The 23,348-nt window shown below is 68.9% G+C and carries 22 protein-coding genes; 12 read left to right on the forward strand and 10 right to left on the reverse strand.

Going from position 1 to position 23,348, the window contains the following annotated elements:
- The first annotated feature begins 23 nt into the window (after positions 1-23).
- The gene (locus KV397_RS09630; protein ID WP_261811168.1) at positions 24-1,379 is read left to right on the forward strand and encodes a flavin monoamine oxidase family protein; all 1,356 of its coding nucleotides are present in this window, start codon (positions 24-26) and stop codon (positions 1,377-1,379) included.
- Here the strand turns inward: KV397_RS09630 and KV397_RS09635 are convergent.
- Positions 1,348-2,388, reverse strand: a complete 1,041-nt coding sequence (locus tag KV397_RS09635; protein ID WP_134353555.1) for an LOG family protein — start codon at positions 2,386-2,388, stop codon at positions 1,348-1,350. The two genes, KV397_RS09630 and KV397_RS09635, sit on opposite strands and share 32 nt — an antisense overlap.
- A gap of 142 nt (positions 2,389-2,530) precedes the next feature.
- On the opposite strand from KV397_RS09635, the gene KV397_RS09640 reads away from it, so the two are divergent.
- Entirely contained in the window at positions 2,531-3,034 is a 504-nt protein-coding gene (locus tag KV397_RS09640) for a pyridoxamine 5'-phosphate oxidase family protein (protein WP_131492120.1), read from the forward strand.
- Between the two features lie 16 nt (positions 3,035-3,050).
- Here KV397_RS09640 and KV397_RS09645 read toward each other — a convergent pair whose 3' ends face one another.
- Both KV397_RS09645 and KV397_RS09650 read right to left on the reverse strand, forming a co-directional pair.
- Positions 3,051-4,811, reverse strand: coding sequence for a proline--tRNA ligase (locus tag KV397_RS09645; protein ID WP_131492121.1), 1,761 nt, complete (start codon positions 4,809-4,811; stop codon positions 3,051-3,053).
- A 37-nt stretch (positions 4,812-4,848) separates the two neighbouring features.
- Entirely contained in the window at positions 4,849-5,619 is a 771-nt protein-coding gene (locus tag KV397_RS09650) for an isocitrate lyase/PEP mutase family protein (protein ID WP_047522617.1), read from the reverse strand.
- A gap of 85 nt (positions 5,620-5,704) precedes the next feature.
- Here KV397_RS09650 and KV397_RS09655 point away from each other — a divergent pair, with 85 nt between their 5' ends.
- The 4 genes from KV397_RS09655 to KV397_RS09670 all read left to right on the forward strand — a co-directional run bounded on the left by KV397_RS09655 (position 5,705) and on the right by KV397_RS09670 (position 9,193).
- On the forward strand, positions 5,705-7,120 hold the full coding sequence (locus KV397_RS09655) for an RNB domain-containing ribonuclease (RefSeq protein WP_261811169.1): 1,416 nt from the start codon (positions 5,705-5,707) through the stop codon (positions 7,118-7,120).
- 71 nt (positions 7,121-7,191) lie between these two features.
- Positions 7,192-8,097 (forward strand): hypothetical protein, encoded by a 906-nt coding sequence (locus KV397_RS09660; RefSeq protein WP_261811170.1) that lies wholly within the window; start codon positions 7,192-7,194, stop codon positions 8,095-8,097.
- Positions 8,094-8,444: a GntR family transcriptional regulator gene (locus KV397_RS09665; protein WP_047522581.1), complete on the forward strand. Its 351-nt coding sequence runs from the start codon at positions 8,094-8,096 to the stop codon at positions 8,442-8,444. Before KV397_RS09660 ends, KV397_RS09665 begins: the two co-directional genes overlap by 4 nt.
- A 56-nt stretch (positions 8,445-8,500) precedes the next feature.
- Positions 8,501-9,193 (forward strand): hypothetical protein, encoded by a 693-nt coding sequence (locus tag KV397_RS09670; RefSeq protein WP_261811171.1) that lies wholly within the window; start codon positions 8,501-8,503, stop codon positions 9,191-9,193.
- Between the two features lie 2 nt (positions 9,194-9,195).
- Here KV397_RS09670 and KV397_RS09675 read toward each other — a convergent pair whose 3' ends face one another.
- Positions 9,196-10,062 carry an alanyl-tRNA editing protein gene (locus KV397_RS09675; RefSeq protein ID WP_261811172.1) on the reverse strand — a complete coding sequence of 289 codons (867 nt, stop codon included), beginning with the start codon at positions 10,060-10,062 and terminating at the stop codon, positions 9,196-9,198.
- A 188-nt stretch (positions 10,063-10,250) separates the two neighbouring features.
- Positions 10,251-11,381, reverse strand: a complete 1,131-nt coding sequence (ispG, locus tag KV397_RS09680; protein WP_047522577.1) for a flavodoxin-dependent (E)-4-hydroxy-3-methylbut-2-enyl-diphosphate synthase — start codon at positions 11,379-11,381, stop codon at positions 10,251-10,253.
- Between the two features lie 81 nt (positions 11,382-11,462).
- Between ispG and KV397_RS09685 the strand changes: the two genes are divergently transcribed.
- On the forward strand, positions 11,463-12,089 hold the full coding sequence (locus tag KV397_RS09685) for a pyroglutamyl-peptidase I family protein (RefSeq protein WP_131492127.1): 627 nt from the start codon (positions 11,463-11,465) through the stop codon (positions 12,087-12,089).
- A 171-nt stretch (positions 12,090-12,260) separates the two neighbouring features.
- Positions 12,261-14,144, forward strand: a complete 1,884-nt coding sequence (locus tag KV397_RS09690) for a chorismate-binding protein (protein WP_261811173.1) — start codon at positions 12,261-12,263, stop codon at positions 14,142-14,144.
- Positions 14,145-14,161: 17 nt separating this feature from the next.
- Here KV397_RS09690 and KV397_RS09695 read toward each other — a convergent pair whose 3' ends face one another.
- The 3 genes from KV397_RS09695 to KV397_RS09705 all read right to left on the reverse strand — a co-directional run bounded on the left by KV397_RS09695 (position 14,162) and on the right by KV397_RS09705 (position 17,136).
- Positions 14,162-15,388 (reverse strand): RNA polymerase sigma factor, encoded by a 1,227-nt coding sequence (locus KV397_RS09695; protein ID WP_131492129.1) that lies wholly within the window; start codon positions 15,386-15,388, stop codon positions 14,162-14,164.
- Complete coding sequence (locus KV397_RS09700; protein WP_131492130.1) at positions 15,385-15,753, reverse strand: YciI family protein; 369 nt, start codon at positions 15,751-15,753, stop codon at positions 15,385-15,387. Before KV397_RS09700 ends, KV397_RS09695 begins: the two co-directional genes overlap by 4 nt.
- A 69-nt stretch (positions 15,754-15,822) precedes the next feature.
- The gene (locus KV397_RS09705; RefSeq protein ID WP_131492131.1) at positions 15,823-17,136 is read right to left on the reverse strand and encodes a M50 family metallopeptidase; all 1,314 of its coding nucleotides are present in this window, start codon (positions 17,134-17,136) and stop codon (positions 15,823-15,825) included.
- Between the two features lie 65 nt (positions 17,137-17,201).
- Between KV397_RS09705 and KV397_RS09710 the strand changes: the two genes are divergently transcribed.
- The 3 genes from KV397_RS09710 to KV397_RS09720 all read left to right on the forward strand — a co-directional run bounded on the left by KV397_RS09710 (position 17,202) and on the right by KV397_RS09720 (position 20,310).
- Entirely contained in the window at positions 17,202-17,786 is a 585-nt protein-coding gene (locus tag KV397_RS09710) for a hypothetical protein (protein WP_131492132.1), read from the forward strand.
- A gap of 110 nt (positions 17,787-17,896) precedes the next feature.
- A complete protein-coding gene (locus KV397_RS09715; RefSeq protein ID WP_248569544.1) occupies positions 17,897-18,592 on the forward strand; it encodes a YcnI family copper-binding membrane protein in 696 nt (231 codons plus the stop codon).
- Between the two features lie 95 nt (positions 18,593-18,687).
- Entirely contained in the window at positions 18,688-20,310 is a 1,623-nt protein-coding gene (locus tag KV397_RS09720; protein ID WP_261811174.1) for a Mur ligase family protein, read from the forward strand.
- A gap of 37 nt (positions 20,311-20,347) precedes the next feature.
- On the opposite strand, the gene dxr is transcribed toward KV397_RS09720, so the two are convergent.
- Positions 20,348-21,430, reverse strand: coding sequence for a 1-deoxy-D-xylulose-5-phosphate reductoisomerase (dxr, locus tag KV397_RS09725; RefSeq protein ID WP_261811175.1), 1,083 nt, complete (start codon positions 21,428-21,430; stop codon positions 20,348-20,350).
- A 37-nt stretch (positions 21,431-21,467) separates the two neighbouring features.
- Complete coding sequence (locus tag KV397_RS09730; RefSeq protein ID WP_261811176.1) at positions 21,468-22,454, reverse strand: FKBP-type peptidyl-prolyl cis-trans isomerase; 987 nt, start codon at positions 22,452-22,454, stop codon at positions 21,468-21,470.
- A 93-nt stretch (positions 22,455-22,547) separates the two neighbouring features.
- Between KV397_RS09730 and KV397_RS09735 the strand changes: the two genes are divergently transcribed.
- Positions 22,548-23,345, forward strand: a complete 798-nt coding sequence (locus KV397_RS09735) for a lysophospholipid acyltransferase family protein (protein WP_047524516.1) — start codon at positions 22,548-22,550, stop codon at positions 23,343-23,345.
- Positions 23,346-23,348 lie beyond the last annotated feature (3 nt).

The raw sequence follows: 23,348 nt of genomic DNA on the forward strand, positions 1-23,348 counted from the left end.
CGGACCGGCCCGAGGAGGACCACGTGAGCGCATTCGACACCATCGTCATCGGTGCAGGCATGTCGGGGCTGACGAGCGCCCGCATGCTCGCAGACGCCGGCCAGCGCGTCGTCGTCCTCGAAGCACGGGACCGCATCGGCGGACGGATGCACACCGATCGGAGCGCGGGGTTCCCCGTCGACCTCGGCGCGTCATGGATCCACGGGATCGACGGCTCTCCCCTGTGGGACCTCGTCCAGGCCCTCGGTGTCCCGACCATCGAGTACACGGTGGGCAGCTTCCAGGTCGGCGGGCGACCGATGGAGAACTTCGACGGCAAGGGGCGAGCGATGGGTGAAACCGCGACCGCCCAGTGGATCGCGGATGTCGATGAGGCCGATCGCCTGCTCGTCGAGGAGATCGCGGCATCCTCCTCGGGTGACACCTACCTCGACGTCACCGAGCGGGCCCTCGATCGTTCCGGGTTCTCGCCCGAGCGCATCGACGAGATCCGTGAGTTCTTCCGTCACCGGGTGGAGGAGCAATGCGGCGCCTGGATCGGCGACCTGGATGCGCACGGCCTCGACGAAGATGCCATCGAGGGCGACGAGGTGATCTTCCCGCGCGGGTACGACGAACTCCCCCGGCGCATCGGTGCCGGGCTCGATGTCCGCACCGATACGCCGGTCTCACGCGTGACCCGCTCGACGGCCGGCGTGGTCGTGCAAGCAGGCGACACGGAGTACACCGCTGACCGCGTGATCGTGACCGTGCCACTCGGCGTGCTGAAGACGGGAACGATCGAGTTCGACCCGGCGCTGCCGGACGCGGTCGCAGGCCCGATCGACCGGCTCGGCATGGGGGTCTTCAACAAGATCTTCCTGCAGTTCCCCGCACGTTTCTGGAACGACGAGAGCTACGTCATCCGTGCTCTGGGCGAGGCCGGGGAGCACTGGCACTCCTGGTACGACGTCTCCGCCGTCAGCGGACTGCCCACGCTGCTGACCTTCGCGGCCGGCCCCTTCGGGCGGCACATGCAGGAGCTGCCGGACGAGGAGGTGGTCGCTGACGTCCTGCGCGCCCTCCGCAGCCTGTACGGCGACGCGGTCGGCGAACCCCGCGCCCACTGGATCACGCACTGGGGGCCTGATGCGTTCTCGAACGGCTCCTACTCGCACCTGGCGGTGGGATCGACGCATCACGACCACGATGCCCTGGCCGGTCCGGTGGACGACGTGCTGCATTTCGCGGGCGAAGCCACCTGGGGCGACGAACCCGCGACGGTCGGCGCCGCCTTCTACTCCGGGCACCGAGCGGCGGAACGGATCCTCGGCCACACCGTCGACCTCGGCGAGTTCGCCGCCGGCATCACCGCGCGGGAGCAGAAGGAAGGGCGTTGATCGCCCCGATCAAGCGGAAGAGGTTTCCGACCTGGCGTTGATCCAAGTGGAGCGCCAGTCGCGGCAGTTCGAGTCGGTCGTCGTCGGCGACCTCGGGCTGCCGTGGATTCGTCCTCTCGATGCGACCCGAAGCCAGCATCGTGGCGAACTGCTCGTTGAGCGCTTCGACCTCGGCATCCGTCGGCTCTTCCCGCAGGCGCAGGATCAGCGCGTCGCCGACCCACCGCAGCGAGTCGTAGTTGTGCCAGAAGCCGGTGATCTCCGCGCGCGCCTCCTCCACGGAGTCGGTGATCACGACACGGTCGAAGTCCCCCTCCGAGATGACGCCGGTAGGAGCGAGGTGGTCGTCGATGAAGCTGCGCAGCCCCTGCCAGAACGTCCCGCCCGGCTGATCGAGGAGCACGATGGGCGTGGGCTCCGCCTTACCGGTCTGCTGGAGGGTGAGCAGCTCGAACATCTCGTCGAGTGTGCCGAAACCACCGGGAAGGCAGATGAACCCCAGCGACTCCTTGATGAGCATCAGCTTGCGCGTGAAGAAGTACTTCATCGCGACCACGTGATCCTGACCGGCGACGAAGCCGTTCGGCTTCTCCTCGAAGGGCAGTCGGATCGACACACCGAGCGAGAGCGCGGGCCCCGCCCCTTCGGACGCCGCCTGCATGATCCCGGGACCGGCGCCGGTGACGACCATCCATCCATCACCGGCCAGTGCCGCGGCGACATCGCGGGCGGTCAGGTACAGCGGATCATCCTGCCTGGTGCGCGCCGAACCGAAGACGGTGACCTTGGGCACGCCGCGGAACGGGGCGAACAGTCGGAAGGCGTCGCGCATCTCCGCCAGTGCCGCGGAGGCGATCTTCAGGTCGAGTCGGTCGGCACCGTCCTCACCCAGCAGGATCGCGGTCCGCAGCATCCGCATCACCAATCGTCGATCGGCGTGCACGCCCGCGTCGTCGAGGACGGTGTTGATCTCGGCACTGAGCGCTTCCGGCAGAGGTTCGTCGTTCATGCCCCCAGCGTGTCATGCGGCGCGAGGAGTGGGGGCCGCAACGCCGGGCACCGGACCGACACGGTCGGTCATCCCCTGAGCACGACACCGCGGCGGTGTCAATGCCCGTGACCACCATCCCGGCAGCGGGCACGCTGATGCCATGACGGAGATCACAGGACCCGAAGCCCTCGCCCGCGTCGCCGAGCTCGTGCAGGACATCGACATCACGATGCTGACCACCACGGATGACGAGGGCAACCTCGTCAGCCGGCCGATGTCGACCCGGCAGATGGACGATGCCGGGGACATCTGGTTCTTCACGGCTGAGGACACCGAGAAGGTGGACGAGGCTCGACAGAACCACGACGTCGGGCTCGCATACTGCGATGCCAAGGGAATGCGCTATGTGTCCGTCGCCGGGACAGCTGAGATCGTGCACGACCGCGCCAAGATGGAGGAGCTCTACTCCGCGTCACTGGAGATCTGGTTCGCCGACGGACTCGACACACCGGGAATCGCGCTGCTCAAGGTGACGCCGAAGGTGACGGAGTTCTGGGAGCCCGCCAAGGGCAAACTCGCTCTCGCCGCGGGGGCACTCAAGTCCCTCGTCACCCGCGATACACCGGATGACGACATCATGAACCACGGCCGCATCGTCTGCTGACGACGCGGCCCTGGTCTCACCGCGAGGCCGTGAGACGCTCGACGACCTCGTCGACCGAGATGGCGTCGCGGGCACCGGTCGCCCGGTCCCACAGCTCGACCTGCCCCTCGGCCGCGCCGCGTCCGACGATCACGATCTTCGGCACGCCGACGAGCTCGGCGTCGCCGAACTTCACTCCCGGCGACACCTTGGGACGGTCGTCGTAGAGCACGTCGAACCCGGCGGTCTCGAGCTGAGCGGAGAGGCCCTCAGCGACGTCGAACGCGACCTGGTCACGACCGGCTGCGACGACCTGCACGTCGAACGGTGCGATCGAGGCCGGCCAGATGAGCCCCTTGTCGTCGTTGTTGAGCTCGGCGATGATCGCCAGGATGCGGGTCACACCGATTCCGTAGGAGCCCATCGTGACGGTGACGAGCTTGCCGTTCTCGTTCAGCACCTTCAGGCCCAGCGCCTCGGCGTACTTGCGGCCGAGCTGGAACACATGACCGATCTCCATGCCGCGCGCGAGCTCGACGGGGCCGGATCCGTCGGGAGCCGGGTCTCCGGCACGCACGTTCGCGATCTCGACGATGCCGTCGGCGGCGAAGTCTCGTCCGGCCACGACGGAGTGGGCGTGCTTCTGGTCGATGTTCGCCCCGGTGATCCAGGTCGTCCCCTCGCTCACACGCGGGTCGACGAGGTAGCGGATGCCGGTCGCGGACTCCTCGCCCAACACGGCGCCGGTGGGTGACCACGGGCCGATGTAGCCCCGCACGAGCAGCGGGTTCTTCTCGAAGTCGTCGGCCGTGGCGGTCTCGACCTCAGCGGGAGCGAACGCCACCTCCGCACGCTTCTCGTCGACGTCGCGGTCGCCGGGGATGCCCACGACGACCAGCTCACGGGTCCCGTCGAGATGCGTGAGAGCCAGAACCACGTTCTTGAGGGTGTCCGCCGCCGTGTAGTCGCCGTCGAGCTCGCGGTTGCTGTGCGCCACCAGCGTCTCGATGGTCGGGGTGTCGGGTGAGTCGAAGATGACCGGCTCTGCGTCCGGGTCGAATTCGATCGCTTCGGGCACCGCGGTCGTGAACGCCTCGACGTTGGCGGCGTATCCGCCCGCGCTGCGCACGAACGTGTCCTCTCCGACCGGCGTCGGGTGCAGGAACTCCTCGCTGCGGGAGCCCCCCATCGCGCCGGCATCCGCCTGGACGATGGCGTACTCGAGACCGAGACGCTGGAAGATCCGCTCGTAGGCATCGCGCTGCGCCTGGTAGCTGACGTCCAGACCCTCGTCGGAGGAATCGAACGAGTAGGCGTCCTTCATCGTGAACTCGCGGCCACGGAGCAGGCCGGCCCGCGGACGCGCCTCGTCACGGTACTTGTCCTGGATCTGGTAGATCGTGAGCGGGAGGTCCTTGTACGACGAGTACAGGTCCTTCACGAGCAGCGTGAACGCCTCCTCGTGCGTCGGGGCGAGGAGATAGTCGCCCCCCTTGCGATCCTGGAGTCGGAAGAGCAGATCGCCGTACTCCTCCCAGCGACCGGTCGCCTCATACGCCTCACGCGGCATCAGTGCGGGGAAGTGGACTTCCTGCGCACCGGCCGCGGCCATCTCCTCGCGCACCACGGACTCGATCTTCGCCTTGACGCGCAGACCGAGTGGCAGCCACGCGAAGATCCCGGCGGCCTGCGGCCGGATGTACCCGGCCCGTATCAGCAGCCGGTGGCTGGCGACCTCTGCGCCTGCAGGGTCTTCGCGGAGCGTGCGGAGGAAGAAATTCGAAAGACGAGTGACCACGGAGCAAGTCTAGTGAGCCGTGGTCACTCGTCTCGTGTCAGTTGAGCGCGGGGAGGTTCGCGGGGACGACCCCACCGGCGTACAGGTCGGCCGCGAGTTCCTGCAGAGCGGTGAGAGCGACCCGCTGCGGAAGAGGACCGTAGGAGATGCGAGCGACGCCGAGCTTCTCGTACTCCGAGGCGGCGAGCGCTCCCGGAAGACCGATGACGCTGACCTTGCGCTCGCCGATGCCCTCGACGAGCTGACGGGTGACGTTCATGTCGAGGATGCCGGGGACGAAGACCGCCGTCGCACCGGCGTCGAGGTAGGCACGACCGCGCTGGATGGCATCGGCGACGCTCTCCTTCACGGAACGCCCACCGGCACGGACGAAGGCGTCGGTGCGCGCATTGAGGGCGAAGGGCACTCCTTCGCCCTCTGCCGCCTTGACGATCGCCTCGACGGCGGCGACGGACTCGTCGAGCGGCTTGAGCCGATCCTCGACGTTCGCACCGACGACACCGGCGGCGATGGCGAGACGCGCGGTCTCCCCCGCGTCCCCGTAGCCGTCATCGAGGTCGGCGGTGACGGGGACCTGCACAGCGGCGGCGATCCGCCCGACCATGTCGATCATCACCTCTCGCGGCGTGGCTCCGTCCTCGTAGCCGAACGAGGCGGCGATGCCGTGCCCCGCGGTGGCGAGCGCCTTCGTCTCCGGGAGCGCGGCGACGGCCTTCGCGGAGACGACGTCCCACACATTCACGACGCGGAGGATCTCCGGTGCGTCATAGAGTCCGACAAGAGTCTGGGCCTTGGCTGCAGTGGTCATGTAACCACGGTAACGCGACCCGCGGACGGTCGGGTCGGCTCCAGCGGATCCGGCATCGATGAGGGAGCCCGCATAGTGTGGAGCCATGCCGCAGCGCCGATCGCATGTGTCCTCCTCCGCCACTCGGAGCGGGCTCGCGGCCGCCCTGGCCGCGCTCCGGGAGTCTTCGGAGGTGCCGCTCGAGTTCCCGCCCGAGGCGCTCGCCGAAGCAGAGACCAGCACCGCGACCGCCCCGGAGCTCGACCTCCGGGACGTGCCGTTCGCGACGCTGGATCCGGCGGGTTCCCGCGACCTCGACCAGGCGTTCCACCTGGCTCGTGCGGGCACCGGCTACACGGTGCGCTATGCGATCGCCGACGTTCCGGGATTCGTCGTGCCGGGCGGAGCGGTGGACGCCGAAGCTCGACGCCGCGGACAGACGCTGTACGCGGCGGACGGATCGATCCCGCTGCATCCTCGAGCACTGAGCGAGGATCGCGCCTCGCTGCTCGCGAACGTCGACCGCCCTGCGCTGGTCTGGACCTTCGACCTCGACGAGGCGGCCTCGGTGCAGGACTTCCGCCTCGAACGCGCACTCATCCGCTCTCGCGCCCAACTCGAGTACGTGACCACGCAGCAGGCGTTGGACCGTGGCGACGACGGACCCGCGGCTCTGCTGCCGGAGATCGGAGCGCGGCGCCTCGAACAGGAACGGTCACGAGGCGGGGCGAGTCTCAACCTCCCCGATGAGGAGGTCGTCCAGGGTGCGGACGGCGCGTATTCGATCGAACGCCGCAGCCCTCTCCCCGTCGAGGAGTGGAACGCTCAACTGTCCCTCATGACGGGGATGGCGGCGGCGGCAGTCATGCTCGACGCCGGGATCGGTGTCCTCCGCACCATGCCGGAACCCGACGACGCGGCCTTCACCACGTTCCGGCACCAGACGGTGGCCCTCGGGCGACCGTGGACGTCGGGAACCTACGGGGAGTACCTGCGCCAGTTGGATCGCGCCGACCCCGTCACCCTCCCGGTGCTCGAAGCCGCAGCATCGCTTTTTCGCGGCGCAGGGTATGTCATCTTCGACGGAGCGCCCCCGGAAAACACGGTGCAGGCCGCGATCGGCGCTCCCTACGCGCACGCGACCGCTCCCCTGCGCCGACTGGTCGACCGCTGGAGCCTCGTCATCTGCCTTGCGGCATCGAGTGGCGCTCCGGTACCGGAGTGGGCCCGCGCGTCGCTTCCCGAGCTCCCCGCTCTCATGCAGGAGTCCGGTCAGCGCGCGTCGCGGCTGAACTCGACGACGATCAACACCGTCGAAGCCGCGCTGCTCGTTCCGTTGATCGGCACGACGATCGAGGCGACGGTCATCGAGTTGCGCGGTGAGCGCGCGAGCGTGCAGATCGCCGACCCCGCGGTGACGGCGACAGCACCCGTTCCCGCCGACGTGAAGCCGGGAGACCTCGTGCGCCTGCAGGTCGTCAACGCGGACATCGCCGCGGCCGAGGTCGAGTTCGCCGTCTGAACGAGCGTTGAAGTGTGTCATCACACTGGTACATAATGTATCAGCGTGATGATACACTAACGGAGGCGACGATGATCCTGTTCCTGCTTCTCATCTGGGGGCCCAGCGTGCTCGGCGCAGTGATCGCGCTCGCCCTCCGGCTGACTCTCCTGCGCGGAACCCCACGGCTCCCGACCAGAGACGCGGTGTTCACCGCGATCGCGGGTGGAGTGCCGGTGATCGTGTTCCTCGCTCCCCTCGCCGGAGATCTCGGCTTCGGCCCGCAGCTCTGGTGGGACCTCGGGAGCCGGACGGCACTTCCGCTGATACTGGGTATCGTCGGCGTGATCCTGCTCTGCCTCCCCTCACGGTCGACGCAGATGGACGCCTCGGCACAGCTCGTCCCGCGTACGGTCCGGACGTTCCTCCGCCCGAGACAGCCCATCCTCCTCGGGATCCTGGCCGCCGTCGCCGTCATTCTCGCTCTTGCCGCCGGGGCCGCGTCGGAGACGGATGAGCGGGGGCAGTACACGCAGTTCTCGATCAACCTGGGAACGTCGGGAACCACGTCGGCCTCCACCGGGATCTACGGCTGGCACTACTCGCTGCCGGCACTGGCACTGCTCGGCCTACTCCTCCTCACCACCGCGATCGGCTGGCTCCTGATCCCGCGTCCGGCGTGGAGCCACGACATCGAGCGGGACACCGCGAACCGGCGCCTACGGGCCGCCAACATCGCCCGGATCGCGTGCGGGGCCGTACTGCTCCATCTCGCCGTGGTGTTCAGCTCGCTCCGAGGCACCGCATCGATGATGCTGTCGGCACAGGCGGGCCCTCTCGGCATGGTCTCCCTCGGCACCCCGTTCGCCGCGATGGAGCCCGCACTGTTCGTGGCGTGGGCCCTCTCGACCACGGCAGGGATCGCGCTCTGGCTGCTCACCGCCCTCAGCGGTGTGCCGATGGGCGCGCGGACACCGAGTCGGGTGCGCACGTCATGATCATCACGATCCGCCGTGATACCGGAGAGTCGCCTGCAGAACAGGTCCACGATCAGATCCGGGGGTTGATCACGACCGGTCGGCTCCTGGCCGGTGACCGCCTTCCGTCCGTGCGTCAACTCGCCTCGGACCTGTCGATCGCCCCCGGAACCGTGGCGAAGGCGTATCGCCTGCTCGAGGAAGACGGGCTCGCGACCTCGCGCATCGGCTCCGGCACGCGGGTGAGCGATACGGCCAGCCCCGTCGCGGGCGGCATCGCCGACGCCGCCCACGCGCTCGCCGCCGTCGCCCGGGCGGAGGGCCTCACGCTCGCAGACACGCAGCGGGTCCTCCGCGCGATCTGGTGACCGCTCGCCGAGGCGAGGCCACCGGGCACGAACGACATCGGGGATACTCTGACGGCATGGATCATGCCGAGCGCGCCGAGCGGTTCATCGCCGGAACCTACCCCCGCGCGCGGATCGCGATCGTCGCCGGGAGCACAGCCCGTGAGGAGCGCACGGCAACCAGCGACACCGACCTCCTGCTCATCGGCGATCCGCTCTTCGACGACCCGACGCAGTCGAGCGAGGCGGCCACCCACGAGTTCGAAGGAGAGATCTTCGAGGTGTTCGCCTACACTCCGGACGGCTTCGCCGAGTGGGCAGATCGCGGGCTCGACAACCACCGCCCCGTCATCGTCCACATGCTCGTGGAAGGAATGCCGATCCGGGATGACGGGTCGCTGGATGAGTTCCGTGCGCACTGGAGCAGACTCCTGGCCGCGGGGTCGACACTCACCGCTGAAGAGTCCGCCTTCCGTCGTTACGTGATCACCGACCTCCTCGATGACCTCCACGACGCGGAGGATCCCCTGGAACAACGGGTCGTGGCGAACCTGCTGTTCGAGCGCATCGCAGAATTGATGCTCCTGTCCGAGGGCCACTGGGTCGCGACGGGAAAATGGCTTCCCCGTCGACTGCGTTCCCTGAGCCCCGAGCGGGCCGACCTCCTGGGCGACCCGCTGCTCGCCGGAGACATCGCGCGCTTCGCCGCACGGGTCGAGATCGAACTGCGGCGAGCGGGTGGCCGCGTGCAGGCGGGATTCGTCCGCTGAGGTCAGACCGCCGGGGTCGCGGTCGTGGTCATCACCAGGAGCTGCGGGTCGCTCAGATCGAACTCGACCACAATCGCGGAGAACTCCGTGAGACTGTCGACATGGGTGCCGCCGCAGAGGATCGCCGCGTGGCCCTCCGGCAGGTCGCAGTGCCACCGCCGGCGGTCGACGATCGTGGGCCCCTCCGTCCGGATGAAGCTGGCTGCGCCCGACGCCACCCACGCGGCGAGCCGGCTGTTGATCTGCTCCTCACGATCGGCGAGTGTCGCGGCGAAGGTCTCGGTGTCGAATCCAGCTCTGCGCAAGCTCTTGCCGAGACGGTACTCGTCGACGGCGCCGTTCTCGTGGATACGGCTGGACTGGTTCGCGCGGCCTTCGAAGTCGGGATTCCCGAGCGCATCCGTTCCCGGGTCCTTCCGCCACAGGTCGGAGACGGCGAGGTCGAGCGCGAGGGAGGCCAGGTGGCAGGCCGTGTGACCACGACTGAGTCCGGCTCTGCGCGTCTCGTCGACGGAAAGGCGGACGCGGGTGCCCTCTGCCAGCCCGTCGGGCACCTCGGCGTCGATACGGTGCCCGACCAGCCACGTCCACCCCTCCGCGCCACGCTTGACGGGGATGTCGCCGCCCACGGCGAAGGCGCCCTCCGCGGAGGCAGCGGCCATCACGGCCTCCGCGACCGGGAGAACCCGCCCGCCCGACGTGATCGTTCCGCTGTCGCCCGGCTGATCCGGCCAGGTGTGGTCGACGGGGTGGAAAGGAGTCGCGTCGACCACGACCACCGTTCCGTGCGAGCCCTGCTCGATGCGGGTGACGACGCCGTCACCGTCTACAGCGCCTTCGGCGAAGGTCACGATGGTGGGTGTCGACATGGATCTCCTCGGATTCGACGGTGATGCCGGAGTGCGGTCGGCGGCCTGTGGCGGCGGGGTCAGTGCGACGGCGGGATGGTGAAGCTGGCCAGCTTGTCGCCCTCGATCACGAAGATCCCGATCGCATCGACCATCGCCTGAACGGGGGCGGGAAGAGCGGCTTCGGACATGTCCGTGCTCCTCAGGACTCAGGCGGTGACGACCTGCGCGGTGCCGAGGGGCGCTTCCGGGCCCATCTCGGCGGCGATCCGGGTGGCCTCTTCGATCAGGGTCGCGACGATCTCCGCCTCCGGCACGGTCTTGATGACCTCGCCCTTGACGAAGATCTGCCCCTTGCCGTTGCCCGATGCCACGCCGAGGTCGGCCTCACGGGCCTCGCCCGGACCGTTGACGACACAGCCCATGACGGCGACGCGCAACGGCACCGTCATGTCCTTGAGCCCCTCGGTGACGTTCTCGGCGAGTGTGTAGACGTCGACCTGAGCGCGTCCGCACGACGGGCACGAGACGATCTCGAGCTTGCGTTCACGGAGGTTGAGCGACTGCAGGATCTGGTGCCCGACCTTCACCTCTTCCGCCGGCGGCGCCGAGAGGGAGACGCGGATGGTGTCGCCGATCCCCTCGCCGAGCAGGATGCCGAATGCCGTGGCGCTCTTGATCGTGCCCTGGAACGCCGGCCCCGCCTCGGTCACCCCGAGGTGCAAGGGCCAGTCGCCGCGCTCGGCGAGCTGACGGTAGGCCTTGACCATGACGATGGGATCGTTGTGCTTGACGGAGATCTTGAAGTCGTGGAAGTCGTGCTCCTCGAACAGCGACGCCTCCCAGACGGCGCTCTCGACCAGAGCCTCGGCCGTCGCCTTGCCGTACTTGGTGAGGATGCGACGGTCCAACGATCCGGCATTGACGCCGATGCGCAGCGAGACGCCGGCGGCCTTGGCTGCCTCGGCGATCTTGCCGACGTTGCCGTCGAACTCCCGGATGTTGCCGGGATTGACGCGGACGGCCCCGCACCCCGCATCGATGGCCGTGTAGATGTAGCGCGGCTGGAAGTGGATGTCGGCGATCACGGGGATCTGGCTCTTCATCGCGATGATCTTGAGCGCATCGGCATCGTCCTGATGCGGCACGGCGACGCGCACGATCTCGCAACCGGACGCCGTGAGCTCGGCGATCTGCTGAAGGGTCCCGTTGATGTCGGTGGTCTTCGTGGTCGTCATCGACTGCACACTGACGGGAGCGTCGCCGCCCACGAGCACCTTGCCCACTTTGATCTGCCGAGACTTCCGGCGCGGGGCGAGGACTTCGGGGATCTTCGGCATTCCGAGGTTCACTGCTGGCACCCCACCAGCCTACGCCGCCCGGATGCGAGAGGGCTGGACGGACGCACCTACACTGGTCGCATGGCGGTCATCCTCCTCACCGGCTTCGAGCCCTTCGACGGCGCCGCACGCAACCCCTCGGCGGACGCCGTCCGCGCGGTGGCGGCAGACTACGACGGCCCGCACGATCTCGTCATCGCGACGCTGCCCGTCGCCTTCGATGCCTCGGCGCTCCGCCTTCGCGACCTGATCGCGATGCACTCCCCCGATGCCGTGATCGCCACCGGGCTCGCCGGAGGCAGCCAGCGGATCGCCGTCGAGCGCATCGGCGTGAACCTGATCGACGCACGGATCCCCGACAACGACGGCGCGCAGCCGTTCGATGCTCCGAGCGAGATCGGCGGCCCCGCCGCTCGCTTCGCCAGCCTCCCGACCAAGCGTCTGTTCCAGGTGCTGACCGAGGAGGGGCTGCCTGCGCACCTCTCGCTGTCGGCGGGAACCTACGTCTGCAATCACGTGCTCTACACAGCCCTCGGCGCTGTTCGGGCGGACGCGCGAGCCGGATTCGTGCATCTGCCCTGGTCCACCAGCACCGCACCGGCCGGCGCAGCGCACCTCGCCGACAAGGATCTCGCACGCGCCGTGCGCCTCGTCGTCGATCACGCCCTCGATGCCGAGGTGACCCGGCCCGGCGGCAGTCTCTGGTGAGGCCCTGCCGCTCAGATCGGCACGGGCGATGTGGTAGTTTCAGGCCCATGCTCGCGAACTTCACCTGGTGGCCCGCCTTCTAGGCGGTGTGTTCGCGTTCCCACGAATCCAGACCGCCTCCGGGGCGGTCTTTTCGTTGCGCCGAGCCGGAGCACTGCACAGGAGACATCGATGACCCTCTCACGACTCGCCGAGCTCAGCGCCGACCCGACGGCATCCTTCGTGCTGATCGCCCGCGACGGTGCCGACACCGTCGAGCTGCTCAGCGGCGACGTGGCCGATGTCGACCTGCTCGCCGACATCCCGCTCATGCTCGACGGCACCCCGCGCGAGATCTTCGCCCTGGTCCCCTACCGCCAGGTGCGCGAGCGTGGTTTCGTCGCACAGGACGACGGCGCACCGCTGCGGTGCGTGATCGTCGACGAGCACCTCCACCTTCCGACTCCCGCTCTCCTCGAGCAGCTCCCGAACACCCCCGTGCCTCTCCGCGACGACGGCTTCGACATCGCGGACGACGAGTATGCGGCCATCGTGGAGAAGGTCATCGCAGACGAGATCGGGCGCGGCGAAGGCGCGAACTTCGTGATCCGCCGCGACTTCACCGCGAACATCGATGTCGACGACCGCACCGCGGCGCTCACCTGGTTCCGCGCCCTGCTCACGCACGAGCGCGGCGCGTACTGGACGTTCGCGGTCTTCACGCCGGGGCACATCGCCGTCGGCGCGAGCCCGGAAGCACACGTCGTCGCGCGTGAGGGCGTCGTCACGATGAACCCGATCTCCGGAACCTTCCGCCACCCCGCAGGGGGCGCGACCAAGGACACACTGATCGATTTCCTCGCCTCCACCAAGGAGACCGAGGAGCTGTTCATGGTCGTGGACGAGGAGCTCAAGATGATGAGCGCGGTCTGCTCCGACGGCGGGCGCATCACCGGCCCGCACCTCAAGGAGATGTCGCGGCTCACGCACACCGAGTACATGCTTCGCGGACGCAGTGCCCTCGACCCGCGCGACATTTTGCGGGAGACGATGTTCGCACCGACCGTCACCGGATCACCCATGCAGAACGCCTGCGCTGTGATCCGCCGTCATGAGCGCCAGCCGCGAGGCTACTACTCCGGCGTGGCCGCACTGTTCACTCCGAACGCGGATGGCGGACATGACCTGGATGCCCCCATCCTCATCCGCACCGTGTACCTCCAGGACGGCACGCTGCGCGTTCCCGTCGGTGCGACGCTGGTCCGCCACTCCGATCCTCTGGGCGAGGTGTCGGAGACGCACGGCAAGGCGGCCGGCGTGCTCGGCGCGATCGGTGCGATCGATCGCGATCGTGTGGCGGAGGCCCGGAGCGATGCCGATGCGCCGGGTGGGGAACGCGCCCTCGCCGACGACCCGGCGATCGCCGCACTGCTGTCTTCGCGCAACGCACGTCTGGCCGAATTCTGGCTCAACCCGCAGGGCGAGGACTTCACCGGACCGTTCGCGGGGCACACGGCTGTCGTCGTGGATGCCGAGGATCGCTTCACGACGATGCTCGCCCACCAATTGCGACACCTCGGTCTCGCCGTCACGATCGCGCCCTGGGACGAGGTGACGGACGCTGACATCGACGCCGCGGACCTCGTCGTCGCCGGCCCCGGCCCCGGCGACCCGCGGGACGCCACGAGCGCTCGCATCTCGCGGATGCGCGAGATCGTGGGACGCCGCCTCGAGGCCGAAGCTCCGCTGCTCGCGGTCTGCCTCAGCCATCAGATCCTCGCCGACCGGCTGGGTATCGCGCTGACGCCGCTCGCTGCGCCGCACCAAGGCCTGCAGAAGGCGGTCCCGGTGTTCGGAGAGGACGCATCGATCGGCTTCTACAACACGTTCACGGCGCGAGTGGCACCGGGGACGACGACCGTCGCATCGGCCGAGGTGTCCGCAGACGACGCGTCGGGCGACGTCTACGCCCTGCGCGGCGCGCACTTCGCCTCGGTGCAGGGACATCTCGAATCGATCCTGTCGCGCGACGGCATCCACACCCTCGAACGCCTCGTCTCCCACGCCCTGAGCTGAGCGGACGCCCAGTCGGCTCAGCAGAGTTCCCGCGAGCGGAGCAGCCGCCGTTCCGCTTCGTTGGTCGTCAGGCCGTGCGCCGTATGGAGCGCGCGGATCGCCTCCTCTTCTCGGCCGAGCCCGCGCAGCAATTCGGCGCGCACCGCATGCCAGAGGTGGAAGCGGACCATCTCGTCTTCCAGCGCCTCGACCTCGGCCAGCGCAGCCTCTCGTCGGCCGGTCTCCCCGAGCGCGACGGCACGGTTCAGACGGACGACCGGCGACGGGTCGTAGGCGAGCAGCATGTCGTAGAGGACGATGATCTGCTCCCAGTCGGTCTCCGAGAACACGCGGGCGTCGGAATGGCACGCTGCGATCGCTGCCTGGAGCTGCCACCTCCCCGGTCGCCGAAGCGCCGCCGCTGCCGCGAGCGCCCGATGCGCTTCCGCCTGTAGACCGACATCCCATCGTGAGCGGTCCTGGTCAGCGAGGAGCACGATGCGCCCGGCGACCGATCGCGCAGGCTCCCGGCTGCGATGAAACTTCAGCAGGGCCACCAGCCCGAGCGCCTCAGGCTCACTCGGAAGTGCGTGAGCGACCACATCGGCGAGCCAGAGCGCATCCTCGGCGAGGTCGCGATTCGCCTCCGCACCGCCACCGGCGGTGAGATGTGCCTCGTTGTACATGACCGAGATCACCGTGAGAACCACGTCGAGCCGGGGCGAGCGCTCCGCACCGATCGGAACACGCAGCGGGATTCCGGCCGCGCCGATCTTGCGCTTCGCCCGGACGATGCGCTGCCCGACCGCGGTCGGGGTGCTCATCGTCGCCCGAGCGATCTGCTCCGTCGTGAGTCCGCACACGGCGCGGAGCGTGAGGGCGAGCTGTGCCGACTCGGTCAGGGCAGGGTGGCAGCAGCCGAACAGCAGCGAGACGCGCTCATCGATCGCACTCTCGGAGGGGGCGGGTGCGCCGGCGAGGAGCTCGAGCTTCTTGCGATATCGCTGGTCGCGCCGCAGCCGGTCGAGCGCATTGCGCCGAGCCGCGACGGTCAGCCAGCCGCCCGGATTCGGAGGCGCACCGACCTCCCTCCAGGAGACGAGCGCCTCGGCCACCGCCTCGGCCACCGACTCCTCCGCGAGATCGAGGTTGCCCAGCGAGGCGGTGAGCGCCGCGACGATGCGAGCAGACTCCGCGCGGACCACGCGTTCGAGGGCACGATCGGATGCCGCGCCCGACGGCGACGCGGCATCCGATGCGGTCACTGCTCGAACTGGCTGTAGTCGGTGACGATGGGCCGGACCTCCACCGACGTGCCCTCCATCTCCAGCATCGGCCAGCTCTTCGCGAGAGCGATCGCCGCGTCGAGGTCAGGCACGTCGATGATCGTGAATCCGCCGACCGCCTCCCGGGCTTCGGTGAACGGCCCGTCGACGACGACCGCTCCCCGCGCACCGTGCCGGACGGTGGTCGCGGTTTCCACCGGCTGCAACTCGGCACCGCTGTCGTCGATCACCTCGGCGTTGTCCTGGAACCACTGGAACACGCGCCCGTAGACGTCCTGCGCGACCTCCGGCGCGATGGCGGCGTCAAGCTGCGGAGTCGAGGTGAACATGATGACGTACTTCATGAGGTTCGTCCTTTCGTCTTGAGAACCGTTTCACCCCCACAGCGAACGAGCAAGGACGAATTCGACACGTCAACCGAGAAGATTCACCGGATTGAAGAGATCGGCGATCAGGAGCAGTGCGCCCATCGCGATCAGCAGGACCGCGACCACCACGGTCAGCGGCACCAGCTTGGTCGCGTCGACAGGTGCAGGAGGGGGCCGCCGGAAGAGCTTCGCCCAGGCCCGCTTGATCCCATCCCACAGGGCGACCACGATGTGCCCTCCGTCGAGCGGGAGCAACGGGATGAGGTTGAACACGAACAGGGCGACGTTGAGCGAACCGAGCAGTCCGAGCAGGATCGCGAAGCGATTGAGGACGGGGGCATCCGTCGCCGCGACCTCGCCCGCCAGGCGCCCGACACCGACCACGCTCAAGGGTCCGTTCGGATCCCGCTCACCCCCGGTCACCAGGGAGACGCCGATGTCCCAGAGCCGCACGGGGAGCGTGACGAGCAACGAGCCGACCCTGGCGACGTTCTCCGCCGCCATCTGCGGTCCCGCGCTCAGCGGCTGCTGCACGTATCCCATCTGCGATCCCATGCCGACATAGCCGACCTCCTTGACGACGGGATCACCGGCGTCGTCCAGGATGGGCTGGCCCGAGGCATCCGTGATCGTGCGCTCGGCGGCCACCGGGGTGATGCTCAGGCTCTGCTCGGTGCCGTCCCGCAGGACCACCAGGTCGAGCGTCTCACCGGGCGCCGCCTGCACGATCGCCGTCGCCTCCGCGAAGTCCGACACCGGCTGGCCGTCAACGGAGACGAGCACGTCCCCCGGCTTGATCCCGGCTTCCGCAGCGGGCGACTTCGGGTCGTCCGCGGTGCACTCGGTCTGGGTGGATCCTGCGGGGACGACGCACTCGGTGACCGAAGCGATCGTCGTCGTCCCTTGCTGGACGCCGATACCGGACACCAGCACCGTGAAGATGACGGTCGCCAGGATCAGGTTCATCAGCGGGCCGCCGAACATCACGATGACACGCTTCCACACGGGCAGACGGTAGAAGACTCGGTCCTCTGCGCCTTCCGCGATGGTCTCGTCGTTGGCGGAGCGCGCGTCCTGGATCAACGACCGGAACACGCCGGATGCGGGTCCGGTGCTCTTCGACGGCGGGTACATCCCGGACATCGAGATGAAGCCACCGAGCGGCAGCACCTTGAACCCGTACTCGGTCTCTCCGATCCGCTTCGACCACAGACGCGGCCCGAAGCCGATCATGTACTGGCCGACGCGCACGCCGAAGAGCTTCGCGGGGACGAGATGGCCGACCTCATGCAGGCCGATCGACAGGCCGAGACCGATCAGCATGAAGAGGATGCCGCCCAGATAGAGCAGGAATTCCACGTGCCAACGCTACTGCCCCGAGCTAGGAATCCGCCCGGCACGCTCGTCCCGGCTAGGCTGTGAGCGTGAATGCCCGGCAGCTGCGACTCGTGCGCGCCGCCGCCGTCTCCTCCATCGCGACGCTGCTCGCCGGTGTCTCCCACACGCTCGGCGGAGGTTCCGCCCCTCATCCGCTGCTGATCCTCGCGGTCGCCACACTCGTCACGCCGCTGTCCGCACTGCTCATCGGTGCCCGCCCCTCGCGTGGCCGGGTCGCGGTCACCGTCCTTCTCGCACAGGCGGCCTTCCACGTGCTGTTCCAGGTGCTGGGCTCCCCGGTCGCGTCATCGTCCCCCGGCGGGCTCGGCCACGTGCACCACCTCGATCTCGCGCTGCTCGCCTCCACGCCGTCCGCATCGGCCGCCGGTGCCCCCATGCTCGTCGCCCACGTCGTCGCCGCCGTCCTCACCATGCTCCTGATCTGGCACGGCGAAGCGGTCGTGCGAGCGGTGGCCCGTTGGGTCGAGGCCCTTCTCCGGCGTTCCGTCACGACCACCCCGACCGACCACCGCAGGCCGTCCGGACTGCGTTCCCTCGATCTTCCTGTCCTCGAAGTCGCTTTCGCGGCCGCCGTGACGCGACGGGGTCCACCCGCGCTCATCCGCGACTGATCCGCACCGATCCGTCGCACGGAGTTCGCTGCTCGTTCCCGAGCGGCCTCACCCTTTCGCGGATTCGCGCCGTCCGGCGCGCCCGGACATCGAGCACCAGGAGATACACCATGTCCCGCAACACCCCCTCTCGCACGCGCCGCACCGTCCTCGCCACCACCGGCTTGCTCAGCGGTGCGCTCCTCGCCCTCGCGGTTCCCGCCATGGCGAGCGCCCATGTGGGCGTCAGCCCCGATGAACTCGTCGCCGGAGACCACGGCGTGCTGACCTTCTCCTTCTCGCACGGCTGCGAGAATTCGCCGACCACCGCCCTGCGCATCACGATGCCCGAGGGTCTCGCCTCCGTCGCGCCGACGATGGACGGCGACTGGAACATCGAGGTGGAGCGCGGGGACGACGGCCTCGTCAGCGCGGTGACCTACACCGCTGTCACACCGGTGCCGAACGACCTCCGCGGTGCGGTGAGCATGTCGGTCGGGCTCGACGAGAGCACCCCCGACACTCTGGCGTTCCCCGTCGTGCAGGAGTGCGTCGAGGGGTCGACCGAGTGGACGCAGCTCGCCGAGAACGGGGAGGACCCGCACAGTCTCGACGCACCGGCGCCTGTCGTGTCCGTCACGGAGGCCGCAACCTCGGGTCACGGTGACCACGAGGCTGCCGATGACCACGAGGCTGCTGAGACGACGGAGGAGAGCACCCAGGCCGCTGCGAGTGACCCCGTGGGCATCGCCCTCGGCGCCGGCGGGCTCGCGGCCGGTGTCGCGGCTCTCGTCGTCGCGGTCCTCGCCTACCGCCGAAAGGCCTGAGGCCGCGCGCGACTCCTCGCGCGCCGTGTTCCGGGCGTGCGGGGAGTCGTGCCGCAGGACGGTTCGCCGCGCCGTCATGAGATCATGGATGCGACATGTCGATTGAACAACAACCGAGCCTGCCTCCCGTGCTCCGCCCCGCGAACCCGCCCCGGCGTGAGCTGTCCGAACTCGCTTCCCGTTTCGCCCGTTCCGTACGCGGCGACATCGACGGGATCACCCTCTCCGGCATCACCTTGGCCACGGCGGACCTCCGTCCGGGTGAGGCCTTCGTGGCGATTCAGGGGGTCAACCGTCACGGCGCGGACTTCGCGCTCGCCGCTGCCGAGAAGGGCGCCGTGGCCGTCATCACGGACGAGCCGGGAGCAGCCATCGCGGAGTCCGCAGGGCTTCCGATCATCGTGGTCGACGACCCCCGCGCCGTCCTCGGCGACCTGAGCGCCTGGGTGTACGGCACGGGCGCCGATGATCCGTTGCCGCTGCTGTTCGCGACGACGGGGACCAACGGGAAGACCAGCGTCTCGCACCTTCTCGAGGGGATCCTCGACCAGCTCGGGGTCGTGACCGGGCTCTCCTCCACGGCAGAGCGCCACATCGCCGGGGAGGTCATCGTCTCCCGACTGACGACGCCTGAGGCATCCGAGATGCATGCCCTCCTCGCCCTCATGCGAGAACGAGCGGTCGAAGCGGTGGCCGTCGAGGTCAGCGCTCAGGCGCTGTCCCGGCACCGCGTCGACGGTCTCCGTTTCGACGTCGCCGGCTTCACCAACCTCAGCCATGATCACCTCGACGACTACGCCGACATGGAGGAGTACTTCGAGGCCAAGCTGCCGCTGTTCCGACCCGACCGTGCGAAACGCGGTGTCATCTGCCTCGACTCGCCGTCCGGGGCGATCGTGGTCGAACGCGCAGAGATCCCCGTGGTGACCGTCGGAACACCGTCGATCGCAGCCGACCCCGCCGCGGCCTCCGCGGCGGACTGGGTCGTCGTGATCGACGACGAGCGAGCGGCCGGCACCACGTTCACCATGACCGGCCCCTCCGGTTCACTCACGACGACGGTCCCCGTCATCGGTCCGCACATGGCCGCCAACGCCGCGCTCGCGATCGTCATGCTCCTGGAGGGCGGCTACACGTGGGACCGCATCGTCACGGCGCTCGCTCAGGACGACGGCATCCGCGCGTATCTCCCCGGCCGCACGCAACTCGTGTCCGGCGAGCGGGGTCCCGCCGTGTTCGTCGACTTCGGGCACTCCCCCGACGCGTTCGAGAAGACGCTCGCCGCCGTCCGTCGGGTGACACCGGGCCGAGTGCTGATGCTGTTCGGCGCCGACGGAGACCGCGATGCGAGCAAGCGGTTCGACATGGCGCGCACGGCGGTCGAAGGCAGCGACATCCTCGTGGTGACCGATCACCATCCGCGGTTCGAGGATCCGGCATCCATCCGCGCCACGCTCATCGCCGGCGCGCGACAGGCCCGGCCCGACGCGGAGATCCACGAGGCCTCACCGCCCGAGAATGCGATCATCACCGCTGTCGGACTGGTCGGCGACGGCGACGCGATCCTCTGGGCCGGCCCCGGCCACCAGGACTACCGGGACATCCGCGGCGTCCGCACGCCCTACTCCGCCCGTGAACTCGCCCGTCGCGCGTTGCGTGCGGCGGGATGGCCGGTTCCGGAGCCGCGCTGGCCCGTTCCCTACCCCGACGAGGACTGACCTCGTCGGGGCGGCGCCGGTCGCTCCGACCCCGGGCTCAGCCCGCCGCGATGATTCGATCGGCCGTCTCGCGCGCCCAGGTCTCGGCCGCCGCGAGCGTCTCGACGGTCAAGGCGTCGGGAGCGTCATGGGCGTCGATGACGCGGGCGATCGTGTCGACGATGCCGAGGAACGACAGCCGTCCCTCGTGGAACGCGTCGACGGCCTGCTCGTTGGCGGAGTTGTAGACCGCGGGGAAGGTCCCGCCGGCGCGACCGACCGCCTTCGCCAGGGCGACGGAGGGAAAAGCCTCTCTGTCGAGCGGTTCGAACGTCCAGGACGTCGCTTGCGTCCAATCCAACGGCCGTCCAACGCCCCCGACACGGTGCGGCCAATCCAGCCCCAGGGAGATGGGCAGGCGCATGTCGGGCGGTGACGCCTGCGCGATGGTCGAACCATCGATGAACTCGACCATCGAGTGCACGATCGACTGCGGATGCACGACGACCTCGATGTCGTCGTAAGCGACGTCGAAGAGCAGGTGTGCCTCGATCACCTCGAGCCCCTTGTTCACCAAGGTCGCCGAGTTCGTCGTGACCATGCGCCCCATGTCCCAGGTCGGGTGCGCCAGAGCCTCGGCGGGGGTCACCTCGGTGAGTTCTGCGCGGGAGCGCCCTCGGAACGGGCCGCCGGATGCGGTCACCACGAGGCGCCGCACCTCGGCGTGGGTGCCGGCGAGCAGCGCCTGCGCCAACGCCGAGTGCTCGGAGTCGACCGGGACGATCTGCCCCGGCGCGGCAGCGGCCAGGACGAGGTCACCGCCGACGATCAAGGATTCCTTGTTCGCCAGCGCGAGAGTGCGCCCCGCGTGCAGCGCGGCCAGCGTCGAGCCGAGACCGATCGAACCCGTGATGGCGTTGAGAACGACGTCGGCCTCGACGTCGCGCACGAGCTGCTCGGCGTCGACGGCTCCGAGCGCCGTGTGCTCGACGCGGAATTCCTCAGCCTGCGCCTCCAGCATCTCGCGGTTGGATCCTGCGGCGAGACCGACGAGTTCGAATCGCCGGGGGTTGGCGCGGATGACATCCAGCGCCTGGGTGCCGATGGAGCCGGTGGAGCCGAGGACGATGATGCGACGCATGACGCCAGCCTAGGACACGTCCTGGATACCGCCCCTGCTACTGCTGGACGGGCGTGGTGGCGAGGATGTCCACGACGAAGACGAGGCTCTCCTTCTGGAGCTCGTGACCTTCACTCGCGCCGTAGCCGTCGGACGGCGGCATCACGACGATGACCTGCGAGCCGACCTTCTGCCCTTCGAGAGCCTTCTGGAAGCCCGCGACGACGCCGGTGGTCTGGAACTGTGCCGGTGCAGCGTCGCGGCTCCAGCTCGAGTCGAACTCCTCGCCGTCCGACCACTTGACGCCCAGATACTGCACGACGACGAGGTCGCCGGCTCCGACGGTCGGTCCGTCGCCCTGCGCGAGGACAGCAACCTTGGTCTCGGTCGGTGCATCACCCTCGGGGATCTTGATCGAGGGTTTGCCGTCATCATCGAGCGTGACCGTCGGCATGCCGGGGGTCGGGTCGACGGGGGTTCCGGTGGCGATTTCGGGCAGCTGCTCGACGGCCTGTGCGTAGACGACCACGTTGTTCGCGCCCTCGCCCAGCGCACTGCCGGGCAGCGAGAGCACGACGCGTGAGCCGACCGGCTCGCACTCGAGAGCGGCGACGAAGAGCGAGGACTGGTTGGTGTCGAGGAGCACGGGCAGCACCCCTCCCTCGCCGCGAGCGGAGGAATCGAGCACCTCGTTGGTCGTCGCATCCACGATCTGGTACTGGACCGAGACCAGGTCGTTGACGAGCACGTCGTCCCCGTCGCCCGCAGAGACGACCGTCCGCTCGACGCCCGCGAAAGCCGCGTCAGACGGGACGGTCACCTTCGTGTCGGCGCCCTCTCCCTCGACGACGACGGCATCAGAGGTCTCACCCGGCTGCGCGTCCAGAGCACACGTGCTCGAAGCCGACGGGTCGGGCGTGCCGGAGCTCGACGGCGCGGAACTGCCGGAACAGCCCGCCAGCAGCAGGGTCGCCGCGGCGACGGTGGACAGGACGATGAGCGGACGCTTGCGCACAGTGGGACCTCGGGATCGCGGGCGGGACACCCCATCCTCCCCCATACCCCTTTGCCCCGGCTGGGAGGCGCGGCGGAACTCTTCATTCCCACACGAGCATGGATCCGGGAGTAACCTGCTCTGATGACCTCTGAGCAGTCCGTCGAGCCCGAATCGTCGCCCGCAGAGGGATCCTCGCCCGCTGAGACCGCGAAACCACGCCATGCCGGCTTCGCGTACACCCTCGGCCGCAGCCTCATCACCCCGCTCGCCCGCCTCGTGTACCGGCCCCGTATCGAAGGTCGCGATCGGGTGCCGCTGACCGGGCCCGTCATCTTCGCGAGCAATCACCTCTCGTTCATCGACTCGATCGCGATCCCCGTCGCCGCGCCCCGTCCGGTGCACTTCCTCGCGAAGTCCGCCTACTTCGAGGGCACCGGCTTCCAAGGCTGGATGAGCAAGACGTTCTTCGAGTCCATCGGAGCCATCCCTGTGCGACGCGGGGCCGGCCAAGCAGCACTGGACGCGCTGGATCTGCAGCGGCAGCTCCTCGATGAGGGCCTCGCGGTGGCGCTGTATCCGGAAGGCACACGCTCCACGGACGGTCGACTCTACAAGGGCCGCACCGGTGTCGCCTTCCTCGCCTTGCAGACAGGCGCGCCCGTCGTCCCGGTCGGGCTGATCGGCACGGACAAGGTGATGCCCGTGGGGGCCAAGGTCCCGACGCTCTCGGAGCGCATCACGGTCCGCTTCGGCGAGCCACTCGATCTGTCTCCGCACGGTCCCGCGACGAGCGGACGTGCGCGCCGCCTCGCCACCGATGAGATCATGGCCGCGATCCACGGATTGTCGGGCCAGGAGCTCGCGGGGGCCTACAACGAGGCACCGGCGCAGAGCACCATCGAGAAGATCAAGCAGGCGCTCCCCCACGAACGTCGCTGACGG

It is taken from the genome of Microbacterium aurugineum, assembly GCF_023101205.1.
Lineage (GTDB): Bacteria > Actinomycetota > Actinomycetes > Actinomycetales > Microbacteriaceae > Microbacterium > Microbacterium aurugineum.